At 64.1% G+C, this 22,437-nt stretch carries 20 protein-coding genes; 16 read left to right on the forward strand and 4 right to left on the reverse strand.

Annotation, left to right across the window (positions count from 1 at the left end):
• Positions 1-116: 116 nt before the first annotated feature.
• Positions 117-1,307, reverse strand: a complete 1,191-nt coding sequence (gene metK, locus IB273_RS23910) for a methionine adenosyltransferase (RefSeq protein ID WP_169935922.1) — start codon at positions 1,305-1,307, stop codon at positions 117-119.
• Positions 1,308-1,325: 18 nt separating this feature from the next.
• Positions 1,326-2,327: an ArsR/SmtB family transcription factor gene (locus IB273_RS23915; protein WP_192225180.1), complete on the reverse strand. Its 1,002-nt coding sequence runs from the start codon at positions 2,325-2,327 to the stop codon at positions 1,326-1,328.
• Between the two features lie 224 nt (positions 2,328-2,551).
• Between IB273_RS23915 and tkt the strand changes: the two genes are divergently transcribed.
• The 8 genes from tkt (at position 2,552) to IB273_RS23960 (ending at position 10,651) form a co-directional block, all read left to right on the forward strand.
• Positions 2,552-4,549: a transketolase gene (tkt, locus tag IB273_RS23920; RefSeq protein ID WP_192225181.1), complete on the forward strand. Its 1,998-nt coding sequence runs from the start codon at positions 2,552-2,554 to the stop codon at positions 4,547-4,549.
• A gap of 59 nt (positions 4,550-4,608) precedes the next feature.
• Entirely contained in the window at positions 4,609-5,655 is a 1,047-nt protein-coding gene (gene epd / locus IB273_RS23925) for an erythrose-4-phosphate dehydrogenase (RefSeq protein WP_081515409.1), read from the forward strand.
• A gap of 28 nt (positions 5,656-5,683) precedes the next feature.
• Complete coding sequence (locus IB273_RS23930; protein WP_081515410.1) at positions 5,684-6,847, forward strand: phosphoglycerate kinase; 1,164 nt, start codon at positions 5,684-5,686, stop codon at positions 6,845-6,847.
• A 424-nt stretch (positions 6,848-7,271) separates the two neighbouring features.
• Positions 7,272-7,607, forward strand: a complete 336-nt coding sequence (locus IB273_RS23940) for an MliC family protein (protein ID WP_081515412.1) — start codon at positions 7,272-7,274, stop codon at positions 7,605-7,607.
• A 120-nt stretch (positions 7,608-7,727) separates the two neighbouring features.
• Complete coding sequence (fba, locus tag IB273_RS23945) at positions 7,728-8,792, forward strand: class II fructose-bisphosphate aldolase (protein ID WP_024764154.1); 1,065 nt, start codon at positions 7,728-7,730, stop codon at positions 8,790-8,792.
• 73 nt (positions 8,793-8,865) lie between these two features.
• Complete coding sequence (locus tag IB273_RS23950) at positions 8,866-9,294, forward strand: hypothetical protein (protein WP_081515413.1); 429 nt, start codon at positions 8,866-8,868, stop codon at positions 9,292-9,294.
• Positions 9,295-9,336: 42 nt separating this feature from the next.
• Complete coding sequence (locus IB273_RS23955; protein ID WP_151188553.1) at positions 9,337-10,107, forward strand: class I SAM-dependent methyltransferase; 771 nt, start codon at positions 9,337-9,339, stop codon at positions 10,105-10,107.
• Positions 10,108-10,156: 49 nt separating this feature from the next.
• On the forward strand, positions 10,157-10,651 hold the full coding sequence (locus tag IB273_RS23960; RefSeq protein WP_081515415.1) for a YgjP-like metallopeptidase domain-containing protein: 495 nt from the start codon (positions 10,157-10,159) through the stop codon (positions 10,649-10,651).
• Here the strand turns inward: IB273_RS23960 and IB273_RS23965 are convergent.
• The gene (locus tag IB273_RS23965; RefSeq protein ID WP_192225182.1) at positions 10,645-11,112 is read right to left on the reverse strand and encodes a hypothetical protein; all 468 of its coding nucleotides are present in this window, start codon (positions 11,110-11,112) and stop codon (positions 10,645-10,647) included. The two genes, IB273_RS23960 and IB273_RS23965, sit on opposite strands and share 7 nt — an antisense overlap.
• A 176-nt stretch (positions 11,113-11,288) precedes the next feature.
• Positions 11,289-13,718 (reverse strand): penicillin-binding protein 1A, encoded by a 2,430-nt coding sequence (locus tag IB273_RS23970; protein ID WP_081515417.1) that lies wholly within the window; start codon positions 13,716-13,718, stop codon positions 11,289-11,291.
• Positions 13,719-13,904: 186 nt separating this feature from the next.
• On the opposite strand from IB273_RS23970, the gene IB273_RS23975 reads away from it, so the two are divergent.
• From IB273_RS23975 to IB273_RS24010, 8 genes are read left to right on the forward strand one after another with little or no spacing between them, the layout of a single operon-like run.
• Entirely contained in the window at positions 13,905-14,969 is a 1,065-nt protein-coding gene (locus IB273_RS23975) for a pilus assembly protein PilM (RefSeq protein ID WP_017520515.1), read from the forward strand.
• Positions 14,969-15,562, forward strand: coding sequence for a type 4a pilus biogenesis protein PilN (gene pilN, locus IB273_RS23980; RefSeq protein ID WP_081515418.1), 594 nt, complete (start codon positions 14,969-14,971; stop codon positions 15,560-15,562). The genes IB273_RS23975 and pilN overlap by 1 nt, the downstream gene beginning before the upstream one ends.
• Positions 15,559-16,221 carry a type 4a pilus biogenesis protein PilO gene (pilO, locus tag IB273_RS23985; protein WP_081515419.1) on the forward strand — a complete coding sequence of 221 codons (663 nt, stop codon included), beginning with the start codon at positions 15,559-15,561 and terminating at the stop codon, positions 16,219-16,221. Before pilN ends, pilO begins: the two co-directional genes overlap by 4 nt.
• Entirely contained in the window at positions 16,218-16,742 is a 525-nt protein-coding gene (gene pilP / locus IB273_RS23990; RefSeq protein WP_081515420.1) for a type 4a pilus biogenesis lipoprotein PilP, read from the forward strand. Before pilO ends, pilP begins: the two co-directional genes overlap by 4 nt.
• 53 nt (positions 16,743-16,795) lie before the next feature.
• Positions 16,796-18,874 (forward strand): type IV pilus secretin PilQ, encoded by a 2,079-nt coding sequence (gene pilQ, locus IB273_RS23995; RefSeq protein ID WP_081515421.1) that lies wholly within the window; start codon positions 16,796-16,798, stop codon positions 18,872-18,874.
• An 8-nt stretch (positions 18,875-18,882) separates the two neighbouring features.
• The gene (aroK, locus tag IB273_RS24000; protein WP_081515781.1) at positions 18,883-19,401 is read left to right on the forward strand and encodes a shikimate kinase AroK; all 519 of its coding nucleotides are present in this window, start codon (positions 18,883-18,885) and stop codon (positions 19,399-19,401) included.
• A 50-nt stretch (positions 19,402-19,451) separates the two neighbouring features.
• The gene (gene aroB / locus IB273_RS24005; RefSeq protein ID WP_192225183.1) at positions 19,452-20,558 is read left to right on the forward strand and encodes a 3-dehydroquinate synthase; all 1,107 of its coding nucleotides are present in this window, start codon (positions 19,452-19,454) and stop codon (positions 20,556-20,558) included.
• Between the two features lie 6 nt (positions 20,559-20,564).
• Positions 20,565-22,256 (forward strand): AAA family ATPase, encoded by a 1,692-nt coding sequence (locus IB273_RS24010; protein WP_192225184.1) that lies wholly within the window; start codon positions 20,565-20,567, stop codon positions 22,254-22,256.
• Positions 22,257-22,437: the final 181 nt, after the last annotated feature.

Consider the following 22,437-nt stretch of genomic DNA (forward strand, 5'->3'; position numbering starts at 1 on the left):
CTAGGACTGGGACGCAGCACTCGGCGCTGGGATGGCTGTGGATTCTTCGCGAGGGTTTGTGGGAGCGCGGAAACGAAAAAGCCCCGCCGAGGCGGGGCTTTTCCTGCTACCGGGTCTTACAGGCCGGCGGCATCACGCAGGGCGGCAGCCTTGTCGGTGCGCTCCCAGGTGAAGGCGGTGAAGGTGTCGTCACCGTAGGTCATTTCGAACGGGTTGCGACCGAAGTGGCCGTAGGCCGCGGTCGGCTGGTACATCGGGTGCAGCAGGTCGAGCATCTTGGTGATCGCGTACGGACGCAGGTCGAAGTGCTCGCGGACCAGCTGGATGATCTTGTCATCGCTGATCTTGCCGGTGCCGAAGGTGTTGATCGAGATGGAAGTCGGCTGGGCCACGCCGATGGCGTAGGACACCTGGATTTCGCAGCGCTCGGCCAGGCCGGCGGCAACGATGTTCTTGGCCACATAGCGACCGGCGTAGGCAGCGGAACGGTCGACCTTGGACGGGTCCTTGCCGGAGAACGCGCCGCCGCCGTGACGGGCCATGCCGCCGTAGGAGTCGACGATGATCTTGCGGCCGGTCAGGCCGCAGTCGCCTACCGGGCCGCCGATCACGAAGTTGCCGGTCGGGTTGATGTGGAACTGGGTGTCCTTGTGCAGCAGCTCGGCCGGCAGCACCTGCTTGATGATCAGCTCCATCACGCCTTCGCGCAGGTCCTTGTAGCTGACTTCCGGGTTGTGCTGGGTGGACAGGACGATGGCGTCGATGCCGACGACCTTGCCACCTTCGTAGCGGCAGGTGACCTGGGACTTGGCGTCCGGGCGCAGCCACGGCAGCAGGCCGGATTTGCGGGCCTCGGCCTGGCGCTCCACCAGACGGTGGGAGAAGCAGATCGGCGCGGGCATCAGCACGTCGGTTTCGTTGCTGGCATAGCCGAACATCAGGCCCTGGTCGCCAGCGCCCTGGTCTTCCGGCTTGGCGCGGTCGACGCCCTGGTTGATGTCCACCGACTGCTTGCCGATGATGTTCAGTACGCCGCAGGTGGCGCCGTCGAAGCCGACGTCGGAGCTGTTGTAGCCGATGTCGATGATGACCTTGCGCACCAGCTCTTCCAGGTCGACCCAGGCGGAGGTGGTGACTTCACCGGCGATGATCGCGACACCGGTCTTCACCAGGGTTTCGCAGGCCACGCGGGCGTATTTGTCCTTGGCGATGATGGCGTCGAGCACCGCATCGGAAATCTGGTCAGCGATCTTGTCCGGATGGCCTTCGGAGACGGATTCGGAGGTGAAAACAGAGTATTCGCTCATCTAACGGTTCCCATTCAATTACCGGTGGGTGAGGACGCTTTGCGAATCCGGTTTGGCGAAGTGCCGTACCTGGATCTGAAAGCCATTACGTAAACCGATGTAAACACTTTCGCCAGACGCGAGCCCGGCGGCGTCGGCCCAGTGGGCCAGGTCTTCCTGTTCGAACCCCAGCCAGAGATCACCACAGGCCTCGCGGGCCCAGCTCTGGTCGTGGCTGCAGAGTTCGGTCACCAGCAGGCTGCCACCGGGTTTCACCAGGTGGGCCAGCTGCTTCACGGCCTCCGCCGGTGCGGCGAAGTGGTGCAGCACCATGTTCAGCACCACGCAGTCCGCCGCGTCGTCGACGTCCTGCAGGGCATCGCCCAGCCGCAGCCGGACGTTGTTCAAACCTTCGCTGGCGCAGCGTTGTCGCGCCATGTCGAGCATGGTCTGGCTGTTGTCCAGTGCCGTGACCTGGCCGAAACGCCGGGCCAGCTCGGGGAGGAATCCGCCGTCGCCGGGGCCGACTTCCAGCGCCGTGGCGCCCGGGGCGAAGCTCAGTGCGTCGAGCAGCGCCAGCACGCTTTCGCGGTATTGCGGCAGTCCTGCGATCAGGTCCTGGGTCGCCTGGAACTTCTCCGCGCTGCGGGCGAAGAAATCACGGCTGACGGCGGCACGCTGGGCGTGTACGCCGTCGATGCGGGCGCTGACGTCATCGGCCAGTGCCAGTTCGTCCACTTCTTCGAGCAGCGCACCGTGCAGCGTGCCGCCCAGGTTTTCGCCCTGGGGCAGGGCGCGGCGATAGAAGATCGCGTTGCCTTCGCGGCGGGTGGCGACCAAGCCGGCCTGGGACAGCACCTTCAGGTGGTGGCTCATGCCCGACTGGCGGACGCCGAAGATATGCGCCAGCTCCAGCACGCCGAACGAATCGTTGGCCAGCACCCGCAGGACATTCAGCCGCAGCGGATCGCCGCCGGCCTTGCACAGGGCAGCCAGCTGGTCGCAATCGTCGTGGCGGATTTCGGGCAGGCGCAGACTCATAGGTCGGGCAGTCTAGTCGTGGCTTACGGGGTGGGCAATAGCTGTATCAAAAAGTTTTGATATTGACGGATGAGCGGCTTTTGACCAGTTGGATGACCCAGGCGCGTGCCTTGCATCAGGCATCTGCCGATCTGTCATTGCCCCGCGGGGCCCGGCTGGGCGAAAATACCGGCCTTTTTTCATTCCCTTCGATCTTTCGAAGCAGCCCCCGCAGGAGATTAGCGATGCCCAGCCGTCGTGAGCGAGCCAACGCCATCCGCGCACTGAGCATGGATGCCGTGCAGAAAGCCAACAGCGGCCATCCCGGCGCCCCCATGGGCATGGCGGATATCGCCGAAGTCCTCTGGCGCGACTTCCTCAAGCACAACCCGAGCAACCCGCAGTGGGCTGACCGTGACCGCTTCGTGCTGTCCAACGGCCACGGCTCGATGCTGATCTACTCGCTGCTGCACCTCACCGGCTACGACGTCACCGTCGATGACCTGAAGAACTTCCGCCAGATGCACTCGCGCACTCCGGGTCACCCGGAATACGGCTACACCGCCGGCGTCGAGACCACCACCGGCCCGCTGGGCCAGGGCATCGCCAATGCCGTGGGCATGGCGCTGGCCGAGAAGGTGCTGGCCGCCCAGTTCAACCGTGACGGCCACAGCATCGTCGACCACTACACCTACGCCTTCCTGGGCGACGGCTGCATGATGGAGGGCATCTCCCATGAAGTCGCTTCGCTGGCCGGCACCCTGCGCCTGAACAAGCTGGTCGCCTTCTACGACGACAACGGCATCTCCATCGATGGCGAAGTCCACGGCTGGTTCACCGACGACACCCCCAAGCGCTTCGAAGCCTACGGCTGGCAGGTGATCCGCAATGTCGACGGGCATGACGCCGACGAGATCAAGACCGCCATCGAGACCGCCCGCAAGAGCGACGTGCCGACCCTGATCTGCTGCAAGACCATCATCGGCTTCGGCTCGCCGAACAAGCAGGGCAAGGAAGAAAGCCACGGCGCCGCCCTGGGCGTCGACGAAGTGGCCGCCACCCGCGCCGCGCTGGGCTGGAACCACGCGCCGTTCGAAGTCCCGGCGGACGTCTACGCCGAGTGGAGCGCCAAGGACACCGGTGCCACCCGCGAAGCCGAGTGGAACAAGCGTTTCGCCGCCTACCAGGCTGCGCACCCGGAACTGGCCGCCGAGTTCGAGCGCCGTGTTGCCGGTGAACTGCCGGCCGACTTCGCCGAGAAGGCTGCCGCCTACGTCGCCGACGTCGCCCTGAAAGGCGAGACCATCGCCAGCCGCAAGGCCAGCCAGAACGCCCTGAACGCCTTCGGCCCGCTGCTGCCGGAACTGCTGGGCGGCTCCGCCGACCTTGCCGGCTCCAACCTGACCCTGTGGAAAGGCTGCAAGGGTGTGAGCGCCGACGACGCCAACGGCAACTACATGTTCTACGGCGTGCGCGAGTTCGGCATGAGCGCCATCATGAACGGCGTGGCCCTGCACGGCGGCTTCATCCCCTACGGCGCGACCTTCCTGATCTTCATGGAATACGCCCGCAACGCAGTGCGCATGTCCGCCCTGATGAAGCAGCGCGTGCTCTATGTGTTCACCCACGACTCCATCGGTCTGGGCGAAGACGGCCCGACCCACCAGCCGATCGAGCAGCTGGCCAGCCTGCGCCTGACCCCGAACCTGGACACCTGGCGCCCGGCCGACGCCGTGGAATCCGCGGTGGCCTGGAAGTACGCCATTGAGCGTGCCGACGGTCCGTCCGCGCTGATCTTCAGCCGCCAGAACCTGCCGCACCAGCCGCGCGACGCCGCCCAGCTGGCCGACGTGGCGCGTGGCGCCTACGTGCTGAAGGACTGCGACGGCGAGCCGGAACTGATCCTGATCGCCACCGGCTCCGAAGTCGGCCTGGCCGTCCAGGCGTTCGACAAGCTGAGCGCCGAAGGCCGCAAGGTGCGCGTGGTCTCCATGCCGTCCACCAGCGTCTTCGACCAGCAGGACGCCGGCTACAAGCAGGCCGTGCTGCCGGTCCAGGTCGCTGCGCGCATCGCCATCGAAGCTGCCCACGCCGACTACTGGTACAAGTACGTCGGCCTGGAAGGCCGTGTCATCGGCATGACCACCTTCGGTGAGTCGGCCCCGGCCCCGGCGCTGTTCGAGCACTTCGGCTTCACCGTCGAGAACGTGCTGGAAGTCGCCGCCGAGCTGCTCGAAGCCTGACGAGCGCCTGAGCCTGCCGGGGCCCATCAGGCCCCGGCAGCGAACACCAAGGGATAACAATGTCCAAGCGCCCTTACCGAGTTGCCCTCAACGGCTACGGCCGTATCGGCCGCTGCGTGTTCCGTGCCCTGCACGAACGCGGCGCCAAGGCTGATTTCTCCATCGTCGCGCTGAACGACCTGGCGGACCTGGCCAGCCTGGAGTACCTGACCCGCTTCGACTCCACCCACGGCCGCTTTCCCGGCGAGGTGAGTGTGGCCGACGGCTGCCTGCATGTGGGCGGCGACTGCGTGAAGGTATTCCGCGAAGCCGAACCCGAGGCCATCGACTGGCGCGCCCTGGACATCGACCTGGTGCTGGAATGCTCCGGTGTCTACAACACCCGCGCCGACGGCGAGCGCTTCCTCGGTGCCGGTGCGCCGCGGGTGCTGTTCTCCCAGCCGATGGCCAGCGAGGTGGACATCGATGCCACCGTGGTCTTCGGCATCAACCAGCAGGGTCTCTCGGGCGCCGAGACGCTGGTGTCCAACGCCTCCTGCACCACCAACTGCAGCGTGCCGTTGCTCAAGTTGCTGAACGAAGCCGTGGGCATCGAGTACGTCTCGATCACCACCATTCACTCGGCGATGAACGACCAGCCGGTGATCGACGCCTACCACCACGAAGATCTGCGCCGCACGCGCTCGGCCTTCCAGTCGGTGATCCCGGTGTCCACCGGGCTGGCACGAGGCATCGAGCGCCTGCTGCCGGAACTCGCCGGGCGAATCCAGGCCAAAGCCATTCGGGTGCCGACGGTGAACGTCTCGGCCCTGGACATCACCCTGCAGGTCTCCCGCGATACGTCCGCCGAGGAGATCAACCGCGTGCTGCGCCAGGCTGCCACCGAAGGCCCGCTGAAAGGCCTGCTGGCGTACACCGAGCTGCCCCACGCCAGCTGCGATTTCAATCACGACCCGCACTCAGCCATCGTCGATGGCAGCCAGACCCGCGTTTCCGGCCCCCGCCTGGTGAACGTGCTGGCCTGGTTCGACAACGAGTGGGGGTTCGCCAACCGCATGCTCGACACCGCAGGGCACTACCTGCGGGTCGCCGCTACCGAACGTTAATCAAACAGCCCCAACAGGACTGACTGTCATGACCGTGTTGAAGATGACCGACCTCGACCTCCAAGGTAAGCGCGTGCTGATCCGCGAAGACCTCAACGTTCCGGTGAAGGACGGTGTGGTCAAGAGCGACGCGCGCATCCTGGCCTCGCTGCCGACCATCAAGCTGGCCCTGGAAAAGGGCGCGGCGGTGATGGTCTGCTCGCACCTGGGCCGCCCGACCGAAGGTGAGTTCTCCGCCGAGAACAGCCTGCAGCCGGTTGCCGACTATCTGTCCAAGGCCCTCGGCCGCGCCGTGCCGCTGGTCAAGGACTACCTGGGCGGCGTCGAAGTGAAGCCGGGCGAAGTCGTGCTGTTCGAGAACGTGCGCTTCAACAAGGGCGAGAAGAAGAACGCCGACGAGCTGGCCCAGCAATACGCCGCCCTGTGCGACGTGTTCGTCATGGATGCCTTCGGCACCGCCCACCGTGCCGAGGGTTCGACCCACGGCGTGGCCAAGTTCGCCAAGGTCGCCGCGGCCGGCCCGCTGCTGGCCGCCGAACTGGATGCCCTGGGCAAGGCCCTGGGCAACCCGGCCCGCCCGATGGCTGCCATCGTCGCCGGCTCCAAGGTTTCCACCAAGCTCGACGTGCTCAACAGCCTGGCGCTGATCTGCGACCAGCTGATCGTCGGTGGCGGCATCGCCAACACCTTCCTCGCTGCGGCGGGCCACAAGGTCGGCAAGTCGCTGTACGAGGCCGACCTGGTCGATACCGCCAAGGCCATCGCCGCCAAAGTCAGCGTTCCGCTGCCGGTGGACGTCGTGGTTGCCAAGGAGTTCGCCGAGACCGCCGTTGCCACCGTCAAAGACATCGCTGACGTGGCCGACGACGACATGATCCTGGACATCGGTCCGAAGACCGCCGCCCAGTTCGCCGAGCTGCTGAAGACTTCCAAGACCATCCTGTGGAACGGTCCGGTCGGCGTGTTCGAGTTCGACCAGTTCGGCGAAGGCACCAAAACCCTGGCCAAGGCCATCGCCGAAGGCACCGCCTTCAGCATCGCCGGCGGTGGCGACACTCTGGCGGCTATCGACAAGTACGGCATCGGCGAGCAGATCTCCTACATTTCCACCGGTGGTGGCGCCTTCCTCGAGTTCGTCGAGGGCAAGGTCCTGCCGGCCGTGGAAGTGCTGGAGCAGCGCGCCAAGGCCTGATCCTGGCGACACCGCCGGGCGACAGTAAAGCAAACCTCTTCGGCATCCCCGGGTCACAAGCCTTGTACGGATGCCAAGGAGAACGGTCATGCGAGCTGTCGTCCCTCTGTTGTCGTTTTGCCTCGTGCTGGTCGGCTGTGCCGGAAGCGGTGGAGCTCCCAGTACCTGTGAAGTGATGAGCCCGCCTTCGGTCATGGTGCCTTCGGACCAGAACCGCGAACGGGTGGATAGCCAGAGCAGCGGCGATCCGACGCCCGAGCAGAAACCGGTGAACTGCCCCTGAGGCAACGCCTGGCGGCCGGGATCACGATCTGACAGTGCCGCCCGCGCCCAGGCGCAGGCGGCACTGGCGTTCCTGCGGCGGGACGGGCAATCTGGCGTATTGGATATCCGGCGGCGCGTCCGCCCGAAGGAGAGTCGCCCGATGTTGCGTTATCTCGTCCCGGCCCTGGCGCTTGCGCTGGTGGCGGGTTGTTCCAGTCACTCGACAGGCGGCAACTCCGCTGTGCAGGGTGGTTGGAGCCACTGGGTCTGCGACAGCAAGGCCGAAGTGCGGTGGCGTTACGTGGACCCCAGCAAGTCGGTCGTCGACCTGAAGCTGGGGGAGGACGACGTGGTTCATCACCTGGAAGAGGAACCCGGCGGCTCCGGCGCTTTCTATAGCGACGGGCTGATCGGCTTGAGCATCAAAGGTGACCAGGGCCTGGTGTACTGGGTCGAGAGCAACGACCTGATCGGCCGTGGTTGCAAGGCGCACTGAGCGCCGATTGTCCGGCTCGCGCCGGAAGACTTGAACACGGCCTGCCCCTGCGGCAGGCTTCCAAACATGTAGTTAAGGGGCTCGTGTGACCGAGCCTGACTTCTGGGAGAAGCGAAGACCATGGCACTCATCAGCATGCGCCAAATGCTGGACCACGCCGCCGAGTTCGGCTACGGCGTTCCGGCTTTCAACGTCAACAACCTCGAGCAGATGCGCGCCATCATGGAAGCGGCCGACAAGACCGATTCCCCGGTGATCGTGCAGGCCTCCGCTGGTGCCCGCAAATACGCCGGTGCGCCCTTCCTGCGCCACCTGATCCTCGCGGCCATCGAGGAATTCCCGCACATCCCGGTGTGCATGCACCAGGATCACGGCACCAGCCCTGACGTCTGCCAGCGCTCCATCCAGCTGGGCTTCTCCTCCGTCATGATGGACGGCTCGCTGAAGGAAGACGGCAAGACCCCGGCCGACTACGAGTACAACGTCCGCGTCACCCAGCAGACCGTTGCCTTCGCCCACGCCTGCGGCGTGTCCGTGGAAGGTGAGCTGGGCTGCCTGGGTTCCCTGGAAACCGGCATGGCCGGCGAGGAAGACGGCGTTGGCGCCGAAGGCGTGCTGGACCACAGCCAGCTGCTGACCGATCCGGAAGAAGCCGCGGACTTCGTCAAGAAGACCCAGGTCGACGCCCTGGCCATCGCCATCGGCACCAGCCACGGCGCCTACAAGTTCACCAAGCCGCCGACCGGCGATGTGCTCTCCATCGAGCGCATCAAGGAAATCCACAAGCGCATCCCCAACACCCACCTGGTGATGCACGGCTCCTCCTCGGTGCCGCAAGAGTGGCTGAAGGTGATCAACGAGTTCGGCGGCGACATCAAGGAAACCTACGGCGTGCCGGTCGAGGAAATCGTCGAAGGCATCAAGCACGGCGTGCGCAAGGTCAACATCGACACCGACCTGCGCCTGGCTTCCACCGGCGCCATCCGCCGCATGATGGCCGAGCAGCCGAGCGAGTTCGACCCGCGCAAGTTCTTCGCCAAGACCATCGTCGCCATGCGTGATATCTGCATCGCTCGCTACGAAGCCTTCGGCACCGCCGGCCATGCCTCGAAGATCAAGCCGATCTCCCTGGAAGGCATGTTCCAGCGTTACGCCAAGGGTGAGCTGGTGTCGAAGGTCAACTGATCCCGAGCCCTGCTTGTTCCTGAAGAGCCCCGCCCTGCGGGGCTCTTTCGTATCTGCCAGAAGGAAATCGCCGATGCTGCGTGCCTTGCTTTGTGTCCTGCTGCTGACGCTCGCCGGTTGCTCGCTGCGCCCGACCGCGCCTGTCGCGCCGCCTTCCAAGCCGCCGGTGGACCTGCCGGTGGACGCGCAGAACTGCCTGACTCACCAGGAATGCACGTTGAAGACCTCGCGCACCCTGCTGTTCGTCTTCGACTATGCCGAGGCGGGCGCAGCCCTGGTGGAAAACGAGAACCGCGTGCTCAGTACGCCGGAGAAGGCACCGAAGAAAGGCTGGCCGGCGATCCGCATCCAGTTGGCCGATCCGGATGGTGGGCGCTTCGAGTTCTCCAGCGAGTGCCGGCAGAAGCGCTGCCGTATCAAGGAATCGCGTCTGCTCAGCTGCTACCGTAGTTACCTTGATGGAAAGACCACTCTCGACGGCAAGGCCTGCCGGTTCCGCTGAGCGCTGGTGCTCGAGGCGGGCCGGACCGGCTCTGGAGGCACGATGACGGATGTACATGGCAGTGCGCAGGAAGGTTTCTCCCGCGAGGCGAAGGCCTACGCCCACGGGCGCCCGGACTATCCCGACGAGCTGCTGGGCTGGCTCGGCGAGGAGCTGGGCATAGGTGCCGACACGGAAGTGGTCGACCTCGGTGCCGGTACCGGGAAGTTCACTTCCCTGTTGCTGCGCACTGGTGCGCAGGTCACGGCCATCGAGCCGGTGGCGGCCATGCGGGAGCAGCTCGGTGCTTCCTTGCCCGCTGTGAAGGTGCTCAACGGCACGGCCCAGGCGATGCCGCTGGTGACGGAAAGCGTCGATGCGCTGACCTGTGCCCAGGCCTTCCACTGGTTCGCCGACGAGCGGGCGCTGGAGGAAATCCATCGTGTGCTGCGACCGGGCGGCCATCTCGGGCTGGTCTGGAATGTGCGCGACGAGCGTGTCGACTGGGTTGCCCAGGTTACGCGCATTCTCGAACGCTACGAAGGCAGCACGCCGCGCTTCCACACCGGGCAGTGGCGCCGCGCCTTTGCCGGGTCGCGCTTCGAAGACCTGCGCCTGCGCGAATTCAGCTACCAGCACATCGGCCCGCCGGAGCAGGTGATTGTCGCGCGTACCCTGTCGGTGAGCTTCATCGCGGCGTTGCCCGACGAGCAGAAGCAGCGGGTCGCCGAGCAACTTCACGAGCTGATCGCCACGCACCCAGCGCTGAAGGGGCGCAGCGAAGTCGCCTTCCCCTATCGCACCGAGGCCTACAGCACCCGCGCGCTGGCCTGACCGGGGAATGCGGTAGACTGGCGGACGTTTCCTCCGCCAGTCGTATCCCATGCAGCCGCTTCGCTATCTCCAGGCCTATCCGCCACAACTTCAGGATCAGGTGCGCCAGCTCATCGAGCAGGACCGCCTCGGCGAGTACCTGGAGCGCCGCTATCCGGGTCGTCATGACGTGCAGAGCGACAAGGCGCTGTACGGCTACGCCATGGACCTCAAGCAGCAGTACATGCGCACCGCGCCCGCGGTGGACAAGGTGCTCTACGACAACAAGCTGGACGTGGTGCAGCGCGCGCTGGGCCTGAACACGGCGATCTCCCGCGTGCAGGGCGGCAAGCTCAAGGCGAAGAAGGAAATCCGCGTCGCCTCGCTGTTCAAGGACGCGGCCCCCGAATTCCTGCAGATGATCGTCGTCCACGAACTGGCGCATCTGAAGGAGCGCGATCACAGCAAGGCCTTCTACCAGCTCTGCGAGCACATGCTGCCCGGCTATCACCAGCTGGAGTTCGACCTGCGTGTCTACCTGACCTGGCGCGACCTGCCTCAGTAGTACAGCCGCCCCAGGTAGAGCAGCCCCAGGCACCACGGCAGCAGCAGGGCGAAGCCCAGGTAGCGCAGCGCCGTCCGCGGGCCGCTCTCGCCCCGGTTCAGCCAATTGACGCCCGCCAGCACCAGCGCATAGGTCGCCAGGCCTGCCAGCAGCCATTCGTACTGCTCCGTCGTGGGCGAAACCGGCCCGAGGTGGGTATGGGTGAGATGCCATGCGCAAAGAGCGATTGCCGGCACCAGCAGGGCCGATGCCACCAGGATTCTCCCGGCGACTTGCAGCAGGAAGGCGATCAGCAGCCCCGCCAGGCCTGCGCTGGCAATCAACAGAGCAAACAACTGGTCGAGATAGACGAGATCGGGCGAGGGTTCGAGCGAGCGGGGTTGTGCGAGCAGGCGCAGCAAGGGCGCACCGAGCAGAAGGGCGATCAGGCAGAACAGCCAGCCTGGCAGGGCACGTGGCATCCGAAACTCCTGATGAAGTTGCTGCGGGAAGCCCCTGACGCGCCGGATGGGGTCGGTCGCCTGGGGTTGTTCGCCGCCGCAAAGCCCAGATTAATCAATGATTTGGCGAAATGCCATAATTTTGTCGGGAATGATTCCCGAAAATGAGAAGGCCCCTCCGGGGAGGGGCCTTTCTGTCAGAAGAGGTCGATTGGCGCTTCTTCATCCGCCGGCATGCCGCTGCCGGGAGCGCTGCCGGGCGCCAGTTCGTTCATCGACGGCGGCGTATCCTCGTTCTTGAACAGTTCGAAGTACGCGCCCGGGGTGCCCGGAGGCGCAGCACGGCCGGTGACCGGGTCGATGCGCAGGCTGACCAGGCCGGGCGGCTCGGGCAGCAGGTGCGACGGCTTGTCTTTCAGCGCCGCGCCCATGTAGCGCATCCAGATCGGCAGGGCGACGTTGCCGCCGTATTCGGCGCGGCCGAGGCTTTCCGGCTGGTCGAAGCCCACCCAGACGGTGGTCATGTAGTCGGCGTTGAAGCCGGAGAACCAGGCGTCCTTGGACTCGTTGGTGGTGCCGGTCTTGCCCGCCAGGTCATCGCGCTTGAGCGCCAGTGCGCGACGGCCTGTGCCGCGCTTGATCACGTCTTGCAGCATGCTGGTCATGATGTACGCGGTGCGCGCATCGATGACGCGTTCGGCGGCCGCTGGCTCGATGGTGGTCTTGGCCTGGCTCGGATCGTCGTTGCCGAAAGCGTCGGTGGCGGCCGGTTGTGGCTGCGCCTGCACCTGTTCTTCGTTCTGCGGAATGCTCGGCGGGTTGGCCTGGTACAGCACCTGCCCGTCGCGGCTTTCGATGCGTTGCACGATGTAGGGCGCGACCTTGAAGCCGCCGTTGGCGAAAACGGTCCAGGCGCTGGCGATCTCCATGGGTGTCAGGGTCGCGGTGCCCAGCGCCATGGACAGGTTCGGCGGCAGGTCGTCCTTGTTCAGGCCGAACTTGCTGATGCAGTTGCGTGCGCGGTCGACGCCCAGGGCTTGGAGGATGCGGATCGATACCATGTTGCGCGACTTGTAGAGCGCCTCGCGCATGGGGATCGGGCCGAGGAAGGTGTTGGTGTCGTTCTTCGGACGCCAGACCTTGTCCAGGTACTCGTCATAGAACACCACCGGGGCGTCATTGATCAGCGAGGCGGCGGTGAAGCCGTTGTCCAGCGCACAGCTGTAGATGAACGGCTTGAAGCTGGAGCCGGGCTGGCGACGGGCCTGGGTGGCGCGGTTGTAGTTGCTCTGCTCGAAGGAGAAGCCGCCCACCAGCGCCATGATCGCGCCGTCCTGCGGGTTGAGCGAGACCAGGGCGCTCTGCGCGGCCGGCACCTGGGTCAGGCGCAGCGAACCGTCTTCCTTGCGCTGTACGCGGATCACGTCGCCGGCCTGCACCACGTCGCTGGGCTGGCTGGGCATGCGGCCCATGCTGTTGTTGCTCAGGTAGGGGCGGGCCCACTTCATGCCGTCCCAGCTCAGGGCTTCTTCCTTGCCGTCGCGGGTCATGACCATGGCGCCGCTCTTCTCGACCTGGGTGACGATGGCTGGTTCCAGGCCGCCCAGCGGGCGCTGCTGCGCGATGGCCTGGCGCCACGCGTCACGAGTCTTGCCCGGGAGGCGCGTCTCGGGGCCGCGGTAGCCGTGCCGCTGGTCGTAATCCTGAAGACCTTCGCGCAGGGCGGTGTTGGCGTCTTCCTGCAGGTCGCTGCGCACCGTGGTGTAGACGCGATAGCCCTCGGTGTAGGCATCGCCACCGAAGCGGCCAACCAGTTCGGCGCGGGCCATCTCGGCGATGTACGGGGCCGCCAGCTCCGGAGTCTGGACGTGGTAGGACGCACCGACGGGTTCCTGGATGGCGGCCTGATAACGCGGCTGGTCGATGAAGCCGAGCTTGAGCATGCGCTCGAGAATCCAGTTGCGTCGTTCCAGGCTGCGCGCGGCATTGGCCAGCGGGTTGTAGCGCGACGGTGCCTTGGGCAGGCCGGCGATCATCGCCATCTGCGCCAGGCTCAGGTCCTTGATGGACTTGCCGTAATAGACCTGGGCGGCGGCTTCGACGCCGTAGGCGCGGTTGCCCAGGTAGATCTTGTTGACGTAGAGCTCGAGGATCTCGTCCTTGGTGAGCGAGCGCTCGATCTGCAGGGCGAGCAGGATCTCGTTGATCTTGCGGGAGAAGCTTCTCTCATTGGTGAGGAAGTAGTTCTTCGCCACCTGCATGGTGATGGTGCTGCCGCCGGTCTGGATGTGCCCCGTCTTCAATAATTGCGCGGCAGCACGCATCAGGCTTTTGACGTCCACGCCATAATGGTTGGCGAAATTGTCATCTTCAGCCGATAACAGTGCGTGGGTGAAATCCGGGGGGATTTCAGCAAATCGAATCGGCGTTCGGCGCATCTCGCCAAACTCTGCTATCAATTTGTTATCAGCACTGTACACGCGCAGCGGCATCTGCAGCCGCACGTTGCGCAAGGCCTCCACGGACGGGAGGTTCGGGCTGAGGTACAGATAGGCGCCGCTGAAACTGAGCAGCACTCCACAAATAATGGTGACGCAGGTCCACCACAGAAACTTCAGCAGGCGCATCGGGAAGGTCTTGGATTTCCAGGGAAAAGAAAGAGTTAAGCGGATGGCGCGGTAAAAAGGGAAAAGCTGATCACATTATAAGCAGTTTTTTTGCTGGCGAGCCATTTGCGAAGCTGTCAAGTCTGGTATCTAATGTGGAAAAACATAAATCGTCCGTAAGTCTCGGATGCTGATAGGAAATCAGTCGTGCTAGGGCTCTTCAATAAGAAAGCGAACACGCTGCTGGGGATAGACATCAGTTCGACTTCGGTCAAACTTCTCGAATTGAGCCGCTCTGGAGGCCGCTACAAGGTAGAGGCCTACGCTGTCGAGCCGCTCCCGCCCAATGCAGTGGTAGAAAAGAACATCGCTGAGCTGGAGGGTGTCGGCCAGGCGCTGTCACGTGTGGTCGCCAAGGCGCGGACCGCAGTGAAAACGTCTGCGGTCGCGGTTGCCGGCTCGGCGGTCATCACTAAAACCATCGAGATGGACGGCGGACTCTCGGACGACGAGCTGGAGAATCAGCTCAAGATCGAGGCCGACCAGTACATCCCCTATCCCCTCGAAGAGGTCGCGATCGACTTCGAGGTGCAGGGCACGTCCGCACGCAACGCGGATCGCGTCGATGTTCTTCTCGCCGCATGCCGGAAGGAGAACGTCGAGGTGCGCGAAGCTGCGCTGGCGCTCGCGGGCCTGACGGCCAAGGTCGTCGACGTCGAAGCCTACGCGCTGGAGCGAGCGTTCAGTCTGCTGGGAGACCAGTTGGGCGGCAATGCCGACGAGCTCACAGTTGCGGTGGTCGATATCGGCGCCACCATGACCACGCTGAGCGTCCTGCACCATGGCCGCACCATCTATACGCGTGAGCAGCTTTTCGGCGGGCGTCAGCTCACCGAGGAGATCCAGCGCCGCTATGGACTGTCGGTCGAGGAAGCGGGTCTCGCCAAGAAGCAGGGCGGTCTTCCGGATGACTACGACAGCGAAGTGTTGCAGCCGTTCAAGGACGCCGTGGTTCAGCAGGTGTCGCGTTCGCTGCAGTTCTTCTTCGCGGCCGGCCAGTTCAACGATGTGGACTACATCCTGCTGGCGGGAGGCACTGCGTCCATCCCTGACCTGGATCGCCTGATCCAGCAGAAGATCGGCACTCCGACCCTGGTGGCCAACCCCTTCGCCGACATGGTGCTCAGTGGCAAGGTCAACGCCGGAGCGCTGGCCAGTGATGCGCCCGCGCTGATGATTGCCTGCGGTCTGGCGATGAGGAGTTTCGACTGATGGCACGCATCAACCTATTGCCGTGGCGGGAGCAGCTGCGCGAGGAGCGCAAGCAGCGCTTCCTGGTGATCCTGGGTGCCGTTCTGCTGGCTTCCGGGGCGATCGTTTTCCTCGGGGATCAGTACTTCAACTCGGCCATCGAGAACCAGACAGCGCGCAACGACTTCCTGCGCAAGGAAATCGCCGTGCTGGATGCGCGTATCAAGGAGATCAGTGAGCTGAAGACCCGTCGCCAGCAATTGCTGGAGCGGATGAAGATCATTCAGGACCTGCAGGGCAACCGCCCGATCATCGGCCGGGTGTTCGACCAACTGGTCCGCACCCTGCCTGATGGCGTGTTCTTCACTGAGCTGAAGATGTCCGGGAAGTCCATTGCCATTGCCGGTGCGGCAGAGTCCAACAACCGCGTCTCCAATCTCATGCGCAACCTCGATTCGTCCGAGTGGCTGACTTCGCCGAACCTGACCGAAGTGAAGGCTGTTACCCAGGGCGCCCTGGATCAGGCGAATGTCTTCCAGTTGACGGTGCAGCAGACCCAGCCCGGCAGTGAGGAACAGGACAAGCAGAGCACCCCGCAAGGAGCCAAGAAATGAGTCTGGCCAGTTCTCTGGAGAGCTTGCGCAAGGTCGATATCAACGATCTTGACCTGAACAACCTTGGTTCCTGGCCGGCAGCAGTCAAGGTCATCGCCTGTATCCTGCTGATGGCCGTGGTTCTGGCGCTTGGCTACAACTTCCATCTGAAGGAACTGCAGGATCAGCTCGACCGCAATCGCGAGGAAGAGCAGACCCTCAAGCAGCAGTTCTCGACCAAGGCCTTCCAGGCGGCAAACCTGGAAGCCTACAAAGGGCAGATGAAGGAGATGGAAGAGTCCTTCGGCGCCCTTCTGCGTCAGCTGCCGAGTGATACCGAGGTCCCTGGCCTGCTGGAAGACATCACCCGCACTGGCCTGGGTAGTGGCCTGGAGTTCGAAGAGATCAAGCTGCTGCCGGAAGTGACCCAGCAGTTCTATATCGAGCTGCCGATCCAGATCAGCGTCGTAGGCGGATACCACGATCTGGCGACCTTCGTCAGCGGTGTGTCCAGCCTGCCGCGAATCGTCACGCTGCATGACTTCGACATCAAGCCGGCGAGCTCGGACAGCACCTCCAAGCTGCGCATGAGCATCCTGGCGAAAACCTATCGCTACAACGACAAGGGCGTGAAGGTTACTGCCCCGGCGGCTGGAGCGAAGACAGGAGCGAAGAAATGAGGGGGCGCCTGATCATTTGCAGTTTCCTGCTCCTGACCTTGAACGGTTGTGGCTCGGGTAGTGATTTTGCCGACCTGCAGAGCTACATGGACGAAGTGCGCGCTCGCCCGAAGGGGACGATCGAGCCGATGCCCAAGTTCCAGGCCTATGAAGCCTTTACCTATAGCGCCTCGTCCCTGCGCAGCCCCTTCCAGCCGCCGGTGAAGATCGACCTGGCGATCAAGCAGAAGGGCAACAGAGTCATCAAGCCCGATGAAACACGGGTCAAGCAGTTCCTCGAGGGCTTCAACATCGAAACCTTCGAAATGGTCGGCACCCTGGCCAAGGACAGTCAGGTATTTGCTCTCGTGAAAGGTGCAGGAGGGGTGCATCGGGTACGAGTGGGTGACTACCTTGGGCGCAACGACGGCAAGATCGTTGCGATCAACGAAGCCAAGATCGACGTGATTGAAATCGTTCCTGATGGTGAGGGTGGCTGGCTGGAGCGTCCGCGCAGCCTGACTCTCAAGGAACGCTCCTAAGGGCGGGGATGAACATGGATAACAAACAGCAGTCTGCACGACGGATTCAGACGATGAATAGAAAGCTTTCCCGCCTCGGCATTTCCGTGCTCGCGGCCGTATTCGCGCCGGCTCTGCTGGCCGCGAACCTGCAGAGTGTCGACGTGGCGGCGCTGCCGGGCGATCGCGTGGAGCTGAAGCTGGGCTTCGACGAGCCGGTTGCCGCGCCGCGTGGCTACACCATTGAGCAGCCGGCGCGAATCGCGCTGGACCTGCCGGGTGTGCAGAACAAGCTGGGCAGCAAGAACCGCGAGCTGGGCGTGGGCAATGCCCGCAGCCTGACCGTGGTCGAGGCGAAGGACCGTACTCGCCTGATCGTCAATCTGGCGACCCTCGTGCCCTACAGCACCCGTGCGGAAGGTTCGAACCTGTACGTCGTGGTCGGTGCGGGCGCAGCGACTTCCAGCTCCTACGCCTCCGCGGCGCCGGCAGCGGCTCCAGCGGCCAGGCCCGCTCAGCCCAAGCCCTACGTCCCGGCTGGCAAGGCGATTCGTAATATCGACTTCCAGCGTGGCGAGCAAGGCGAAGGCAATGTCGTGATCGATCTGTCCGATCCGACTGTCAGCCCGGACATTCAGGAGCAGGGCGGCAAGATCCGCCTGGACTTCCCGCGTACCCAGCTGCCGGACAATCTGCGCGTCCGCCTGGACGTGAAGGACTTCGCGACCCCGGTACAGCTGGTCAACGCTTCCGCAGTCGGCGACAAGGCCAGCATCACCATCGAGCCGACCGGTCTGTACGACTACCTCGTCTACCAGACCGACAATCGCATGACCGTCAGCATCAAACCGCTGACCCAGGACGATGCCGAGAAGCGCAAGAAGGACACCTTCGCCTACACCGGTGAAAAGCTGTCGCTGAACTTCCAGGATATCGATGTGCGCTCGGTGCTGCAGCTGATCGCCGACTTCACCGACCTGAACCTGGTGGCTTCGGACACCGTACAGGGCAACATCACCCTTCGTCTGCAGAACGTGCCGTGGGATCAGGCGCTGGATCTGGTGCTCAAGACCAAGGGCCTGGACAAGCGCAAGGTCGGCAACGTATTGCTGGTCGCACCGGCTGACGAGATCGCGGCTCGCGAGCGCCAGGAGCTGGAAGCGCAGAAGCAGATCTCCGAACTGGCTCCGCTGCGTCGCGAGCTGATTCAGGTGAACTACGCCAAGGCGGCGGACATTGCCAAGCTGTTCAGCTCCGTCACTGGCAGCGGTGCCAGCGCTCCGGGTGTTGCAGCGGCTGCACAGGGCGACAACCGCGGTTCGATCACCGTGGATGATCGCACCAACAGCATCATTGCCTACCAGACCCAGGATCGCCTGGACGAGCTGCGCCGCATCGTGGCCCAGCTGGACATCCCGGTTCGTCAGGTGATGATCGAGGCGCGCATCGTCGAAGCCAACGTCGACTACACCAAGGAACTGGGCGTGAACTGGAGCGGCTCGCTCTCCGGCCACGGCAACTTCGATGTCTCCGGCGGCACCAACAGCACTGGCAACACCTTCGTTGACCTGGGCACGTCGAACGCCACCCCGACTTCGGGCATCAGCATCGGCTTCACCACCAACAACACCATCCTGGATCTCCAGCTCAACGCCATGGAGAAGACCGGTAACGGTGAAGTGGTGTCCCAGCCGAAGGTCGTCACCTCGGACAAGGAAACCGCGAAGATCCTGAAAGGCTCGGAGATTCCCTACCAGGAAGCCAGCTCCAGCGGCGCAACCTCGGTGTCCTTCAAGGAAGCGGCACTGTCCCTGGAAGTGACCCCGCAGATCACTCCGGACAACCGCATCATCATGGAAGTGAAGGTCAACAAGGACGAGCCGGACTACGCCAACGCCCTGAACGGCGTACCGCCAATCAAGAAGAACGAGGTGAACGCGAAAGTGCTGGTCAACGATGGCGAAACCATCGTGATTGGTGGCGTGTTCTCCAACACCCAGACCAAGTCCACGGCCAAGGTGCCGTTCCTGGGCGACGTGCCGATGATCGGCCGCCTGTTCAAGAACGACTATGTGACCGACAGCAAGAACGAGCTGCTGGTTTTCCTTACCCCGCGGATCATGAATAATCAGGCCATTGCAATCGGCCGTTGATCAATGTCGTGTCCAATTTGATTCTGGTAGGCCCGATGGGAGCTGGTAAAAGCACCATCGGGCGTCTTCTCGCCAAAGAGCTTCACCTCGTCTTCAAAGATTCGGATAAAGAGATCGAGCAGCGCTGCGGAGCCAACATCCCCTGGATATTCGATGTCGAGGGCGAGGCGGGCTTCCGTGAGCGTGAGCAGGCGATGCTGGCCGAGCTATGCGATGAAGGGGGCATGGTCATCGCCACCGGCGGTGGCGCCGTCATGCGTGACGCCAACCGGCTCATCCTCAAGGGTGGCGGCAAGGTGATCTACCTGCACGCCTCGGTCGAGCAGCAGATTTCCCGCACGGCGCGCGACAAGAACCGCCCGTTGCTGCAGAAGCCCAATCCGGAGCAGATCCTTCGTGATCTCATGCAGATGCGCGATCCGCTTTATCGCGAAATAGCCGACGTGATCATCGAAACCGACGAGCGGCCTCCGCGTCTTGTCGTGCTGGAGATCATCGAGCGCCTGCGTGAGCTGGAGCGCCATTAACGGCGCTGCAATCTGCGGTATCCTAGTCCCCTTTCTTGCCTGGGGGTTTCATGCGCACACTCAACGTCGATCTGGCCGATCGCAGCTACCCGATCTACATCGGCGAGGGGCTGCTGGATGATCTGCGCTACTTCGAGCCGCACATCCGTGGCCGTCAGGTAGCCATCGTCACCAATGAAACCATCGCGCCGCTGTACCTGGATCGACTGCAGAAGACCCTGGCCGGCTACAAGGTCACCACGGTCGTGCTCCCCGATGGCGAGGCCTACAAGCAGTGGGAAACCCTGCAACTGATCTTCGATGGCCTGCTGACCGCGCGCCATGACCGCAAGACCACGCTGATCGCCTTGGGCGGCGGCGTCATCGGCGACATGACCGGTTTCGCTGCGGCTTGCTACCAGCGCGGTGTCGACTTCATCCAGGTGCCTACCACCCTGCTGTCCCAGGTGGATTCCTCCGTGGGCGGCAAGACCGGCATCAACCACCCGCTGGGCAAGAACATGGTCGGGGCCTTCTGCCAGCCCCAGGCGGTGGTCATCGATACCGCGACCCTGAAGACCCTGCCGCCCCGCGAGCTCTCCGCCGGCCTGGCTGAGGTGATCAAGTACGGCTTCATCTGCGACGAGCCCTTCCTCACCTGGCTGGAAGCGCACATGGATGACCTGCTGGCGCTGGATACCATCGCGCTGACCGAAGCCATCGAGCGCTCCTGCGCGGCCAAGGCCCGCGTGGTCGGTGCCGACGAGAAGGAAACCGGCGTCCGCGCCACCCTCAACCTGGGCCATACCTTCGGCCACGCCATCGAGACTCACATGGGTTATGGCGTCTGGCTGCACGGCGAAGCCGTGGGGGCGGGAACCGTGATGGCACTTGAGATGTCGCATCGGCTGGGATGGCTGACAAAGGCCGAGCTCGATCGCGGCATCCGCCTGCTCGCCGCGGCGAAGCTGCCGGTGGTCCCGCCGCAGGAAATGAACGCCGAGCATTTTCTCGAGCACATGGCCGTCGACAAGAAAGTGCTCGATGGCCGTCTGCGTCTGGTATTGCTCCAAGGGCTGGGGGGCGCGGTCGTGACCGCCGAATTCCCCCGTGAGATTCTGGAAGAAACACTGCGCGCTGACTACCAGGCACTGGTCGGTCAGGCAGGAGAACACTGAGGTCCCATGTCCAGCTTGCATGCCGATGAGGCCTTCCTGGCCCACTACCAGTTCAGTCACGACCCGTTCGCACCGCGGGTTCCGGGCTTCAAGTTCTTCCCCGCGCAGCGCAAGCCCGTGCTGGGACAGTTGCACCACCTGGCGCGCTACAGCCAGTTGCTGCTGGCCGTCACCGGCCCGCTGGGCAGTGGCAAGACCCTGCTGCGCCAGGCCCTGGTGGCCAGCACCAACAAGGACGCCGTCTCCAGCGTGGTGATTTCCGGTCGCTCGGTGACCGACGAAGCCACCCTGCTGCGCCAGCTCGCGCAAGGCCTGGGCATCACCCAGACCAGCATCGAGGCGATCCTTGCCAAGGTCGCTCAATTGGCGATCACCGGCCAGGACGTCTACCTGCTGGTGGATGATGCCGAGCAACTGCGCGATGACGCTCTGGAAGTCCTCCTGCTCTTGGCTGCCGGTAATTCCGAGGCGCGCCTGCATGTCTTCCTGTTCGGCGAGCCCGAGTTGCTGTCGCGCCTCGAAGTGCTGTCCGAGGGTGAGGAGCGCTTCCACGCCATTGAGCTGCAGCCGTACAGCGAGGAAGAGACCCGCGAGTACCTGGCGCAGCGCCTCGAGGGTGCGGGGCAGGGCATCGAGCTGATCTCGGCCGACCTGCTGGCCGACATCCACGAGCAATCCGGCGGCTGGCCCGGCACCATCAACCAGACTGCCCGCGACGCCATGATCGAGGCGATGCTGGCTGACCGCAGTGGCGAGCGCAAAGCTTCCGGCGCCGGCTTCAAGCTGCCGAAGAAGCACCTTGCGATCCTCGGCGTGGTCGCCATCGGCGTCATCGCTGCCTGGTTCATGCAGGGCAAGACCACCAAGCCGGAGACCGCGAACAACACCGCTGCGCAGACTTCGTCGCAACTGCCGCTGGGTGGCGCTGCTGCTCCGCAGCCGAGCGCGCAGCCGCAGCCGGATGCCCAGGGTAATGGTCCTTCGGTGGAGTTCGCCGGTTCCAACCAGCCGCTGCCGCTGCCACTGGTAGGCGAGAGCCAGCCGGTGATTCGTGAGCCCATGGCCCAGGCTGGTGGCCAGGAAGATGCCGACGAAGGCGGCATGCCTTCGGCAGCCATCCCGCCGACCGTGACCACCTCCGCGCCGCCGGTGACCCCGCTGGCGAACAATGGCCCGAAACCGCTGAACCCGGTGCCGGCGGCTCCCGTCCAGCAGCAGGCTGCGATCCAGCCGGCCCCGACTCCTGCGCCCGCTCCGCGTCCGGAACCGGTCAAGCCTGCCGCTACTGCGCCGGCCAAGCCTGTCCAGGCTGCCAAGCCGGCTGCGACCAAACCTGCCACCACCGTTGCCAGCGCCAAGCCAGCGACCGCCGCCAGCAAGCCCGCCGCCGCAACCGGTAGCGCCGGTGGCAGCAGCTGGTACCAGTCCCAGGCCGGTTCGCGCTACTCCGTGCAGGTGCTGGGCACCGGCTCTGAAGCCAGTGCCAAGGCCTTTATCAGCCAGCAGGGCGGCGGCGACTACCGCTATTTCCGCAAGAACCTGCAGGGCAAGCCGTTCTACGTCGTGACCTACGGCAGCTTCGCCGACCGCGCCTCCGCGCAGGCGGCGATCAAGAAGCTGCCGGCGAAGATCCAGGCCTCCAAGCCCTGGGCTCGTCCTTTCTCCAGCATCCAGCAGGACATCGCCGGGGCGCGCTGAAAGGTCGCAGTGTCGCAATACTGAAAAAGCCGAGCCCCATCCCCTGGGGCTCGGCTTTTTTATTGGCTTGTGTCTTTTGCTGCATTCTTATAAAAATGCGACATCGGGTGTCAGCAGTGCGTCAAAAAAAACAGTGACGTCGCTTTCCCCATGTGTACAATGACCTCCCTTTGCCTATCGG

The organism is Pseudomonas sp. PDM19 (assembly GCF_014852215.1).
Taxonomy (GTDB): domain Bacteria; phylum Pseudomonadota; class Gammaproteobacteria; order Pseudomonadales; family Pseudomonadaceae; genus Pseudomonas.

What these genes read in the sequence shown, in the direction of transcription:
- IB273_RS23960 (WP_081515415.1), top strand. Translation starts at nt 10,157, where the DNA reads ATGCAGCCGCTTCGCTATCTCCAGGCCTATCCGCCACAACTTCAGGAT.
- IB273_RS23940 (WP_081515412.1), top strand. Translation starts at nt 7,272, where the DNA reads ATGTTGCGTTATCTCGTCCCGGCCCTGGCGCTTGCGCTGGTGGCGGGT.
- tkt (WP_192225181.1), top strand. Translation starts at nt 2,552, where the DNA reads ATGCCCAGCCGTCGTGAGCGAGCCAACGCCATCCGCGCACTGAGCATG.
- IB273_RS23970 (WP_081515417.1), bottom strand. Translation starts at nt 13,718, where the DNA reads ATGCGCCTGCTGAAGTTTCTGTGGTGGACCTGCGTCACCATTATTTGT.
- IB273_RS23915 (WP_192225180.1), bottom strand. Translation starts at nt 2,327, where the DNA reads ATGAGTCTGCGCCTGCCCGAAATCCGCCACGACGATTGCGACCAGCTG.
- IB273_RS23955 (WP_151188553.1), top strand. Translation starts at nt 9,337, where the DNA reads ATGACGGATGTACATGGCAGTGCGCAGGAAGGTTTCTCCCGCGAGGCG.
- IB273_RS23950 (WP_081515413.1), top strand. Translation starts at nt 8,866, where the DNA reads ATGCTGCGTGCCTTGCTTTGTGTCCTGCTGCTGACGCTCGCCGGTTGC.
- epd (WP_081515409.1), top strand. Translation starts at nt 4,609, where the DNA reads ATGTCCAAGCGCCCTTACCGAGTTGCCCTCAACGGCTACGGCCGTATC.
- pilQ (WP_081515421.1), top strand. Translation starts at nt 16,796, where the DNA reads ATGAATAGAAAGCTTTCCCGCCTCGGCATTTCCGTGCTCGCGGCCGTA.
- IB273_RS23965 (WP_192225182.1), bottom strand. Translation starts at nt 11,112, where the DNA reads ATGCCACGTGCCCTGCCAGGCTGGCTGTTCTGCCTGATCGCCCTTCTG.
- IB273_RS24010 (WP_192225184.1), top strand. Translation starts at nt 20,565, where the DNA reads ATGTCCAGCTTGCATGCCGATGAGGCCTTCCTGGCCCACTACCAGTTC.
- aroB (WP_192225183.1), top strand. Translation starts at nt 19,452, where the DNA reads ATGCGCACACTCAACGTCGATCTGGCCGATCGCAGCTACCCGATCTAC.
- pilN (WP_081515418.1), top strand. Translation starts at nt 14,969, where the DNA reads ATGGCACGCATCAACCTATTGCCGTGGCGGGAGCAGCTGCGCGAGGAG.
- metK (WP_169935922.1), bottom strand. Translation starts at nt 1,307, where the DNA reads ATGAGCGAATACTCTGTTTTCACCTCCGAATCCGTCTCCGAAGGCCAT.
- fba (WP_024764154.1), top strand. Translation starts at nt 7,728, where the DNA reads ATGGCACTCATCAGCATGCGCCAAATGCTGGACCACGCCGCCGAGTTC.
- pilO (WP_081515419.1), top strand. Translation starts at nt 15,559, where the DNA reads ATGAGTCTGGCCAGTTCTCTGGAGAGCTTGCGCAAGGTCGATATCAAC.
- pilP (WP_081515420.1), top strand. Translation starts at nt 16,218, where the DNA reads ATGAGGGGGCGCCTGATCATTTGCAGTTTCCTGCTCCTGACCTTGAAC.
- IB273_RS23930 (WP_081515410.1), top strand. Translation starts at nt 5,684, where the DNA reads ATGACCGTGTTGAAGATGACCGACCTCGACCTCCAAGGTAAGCGCGTG.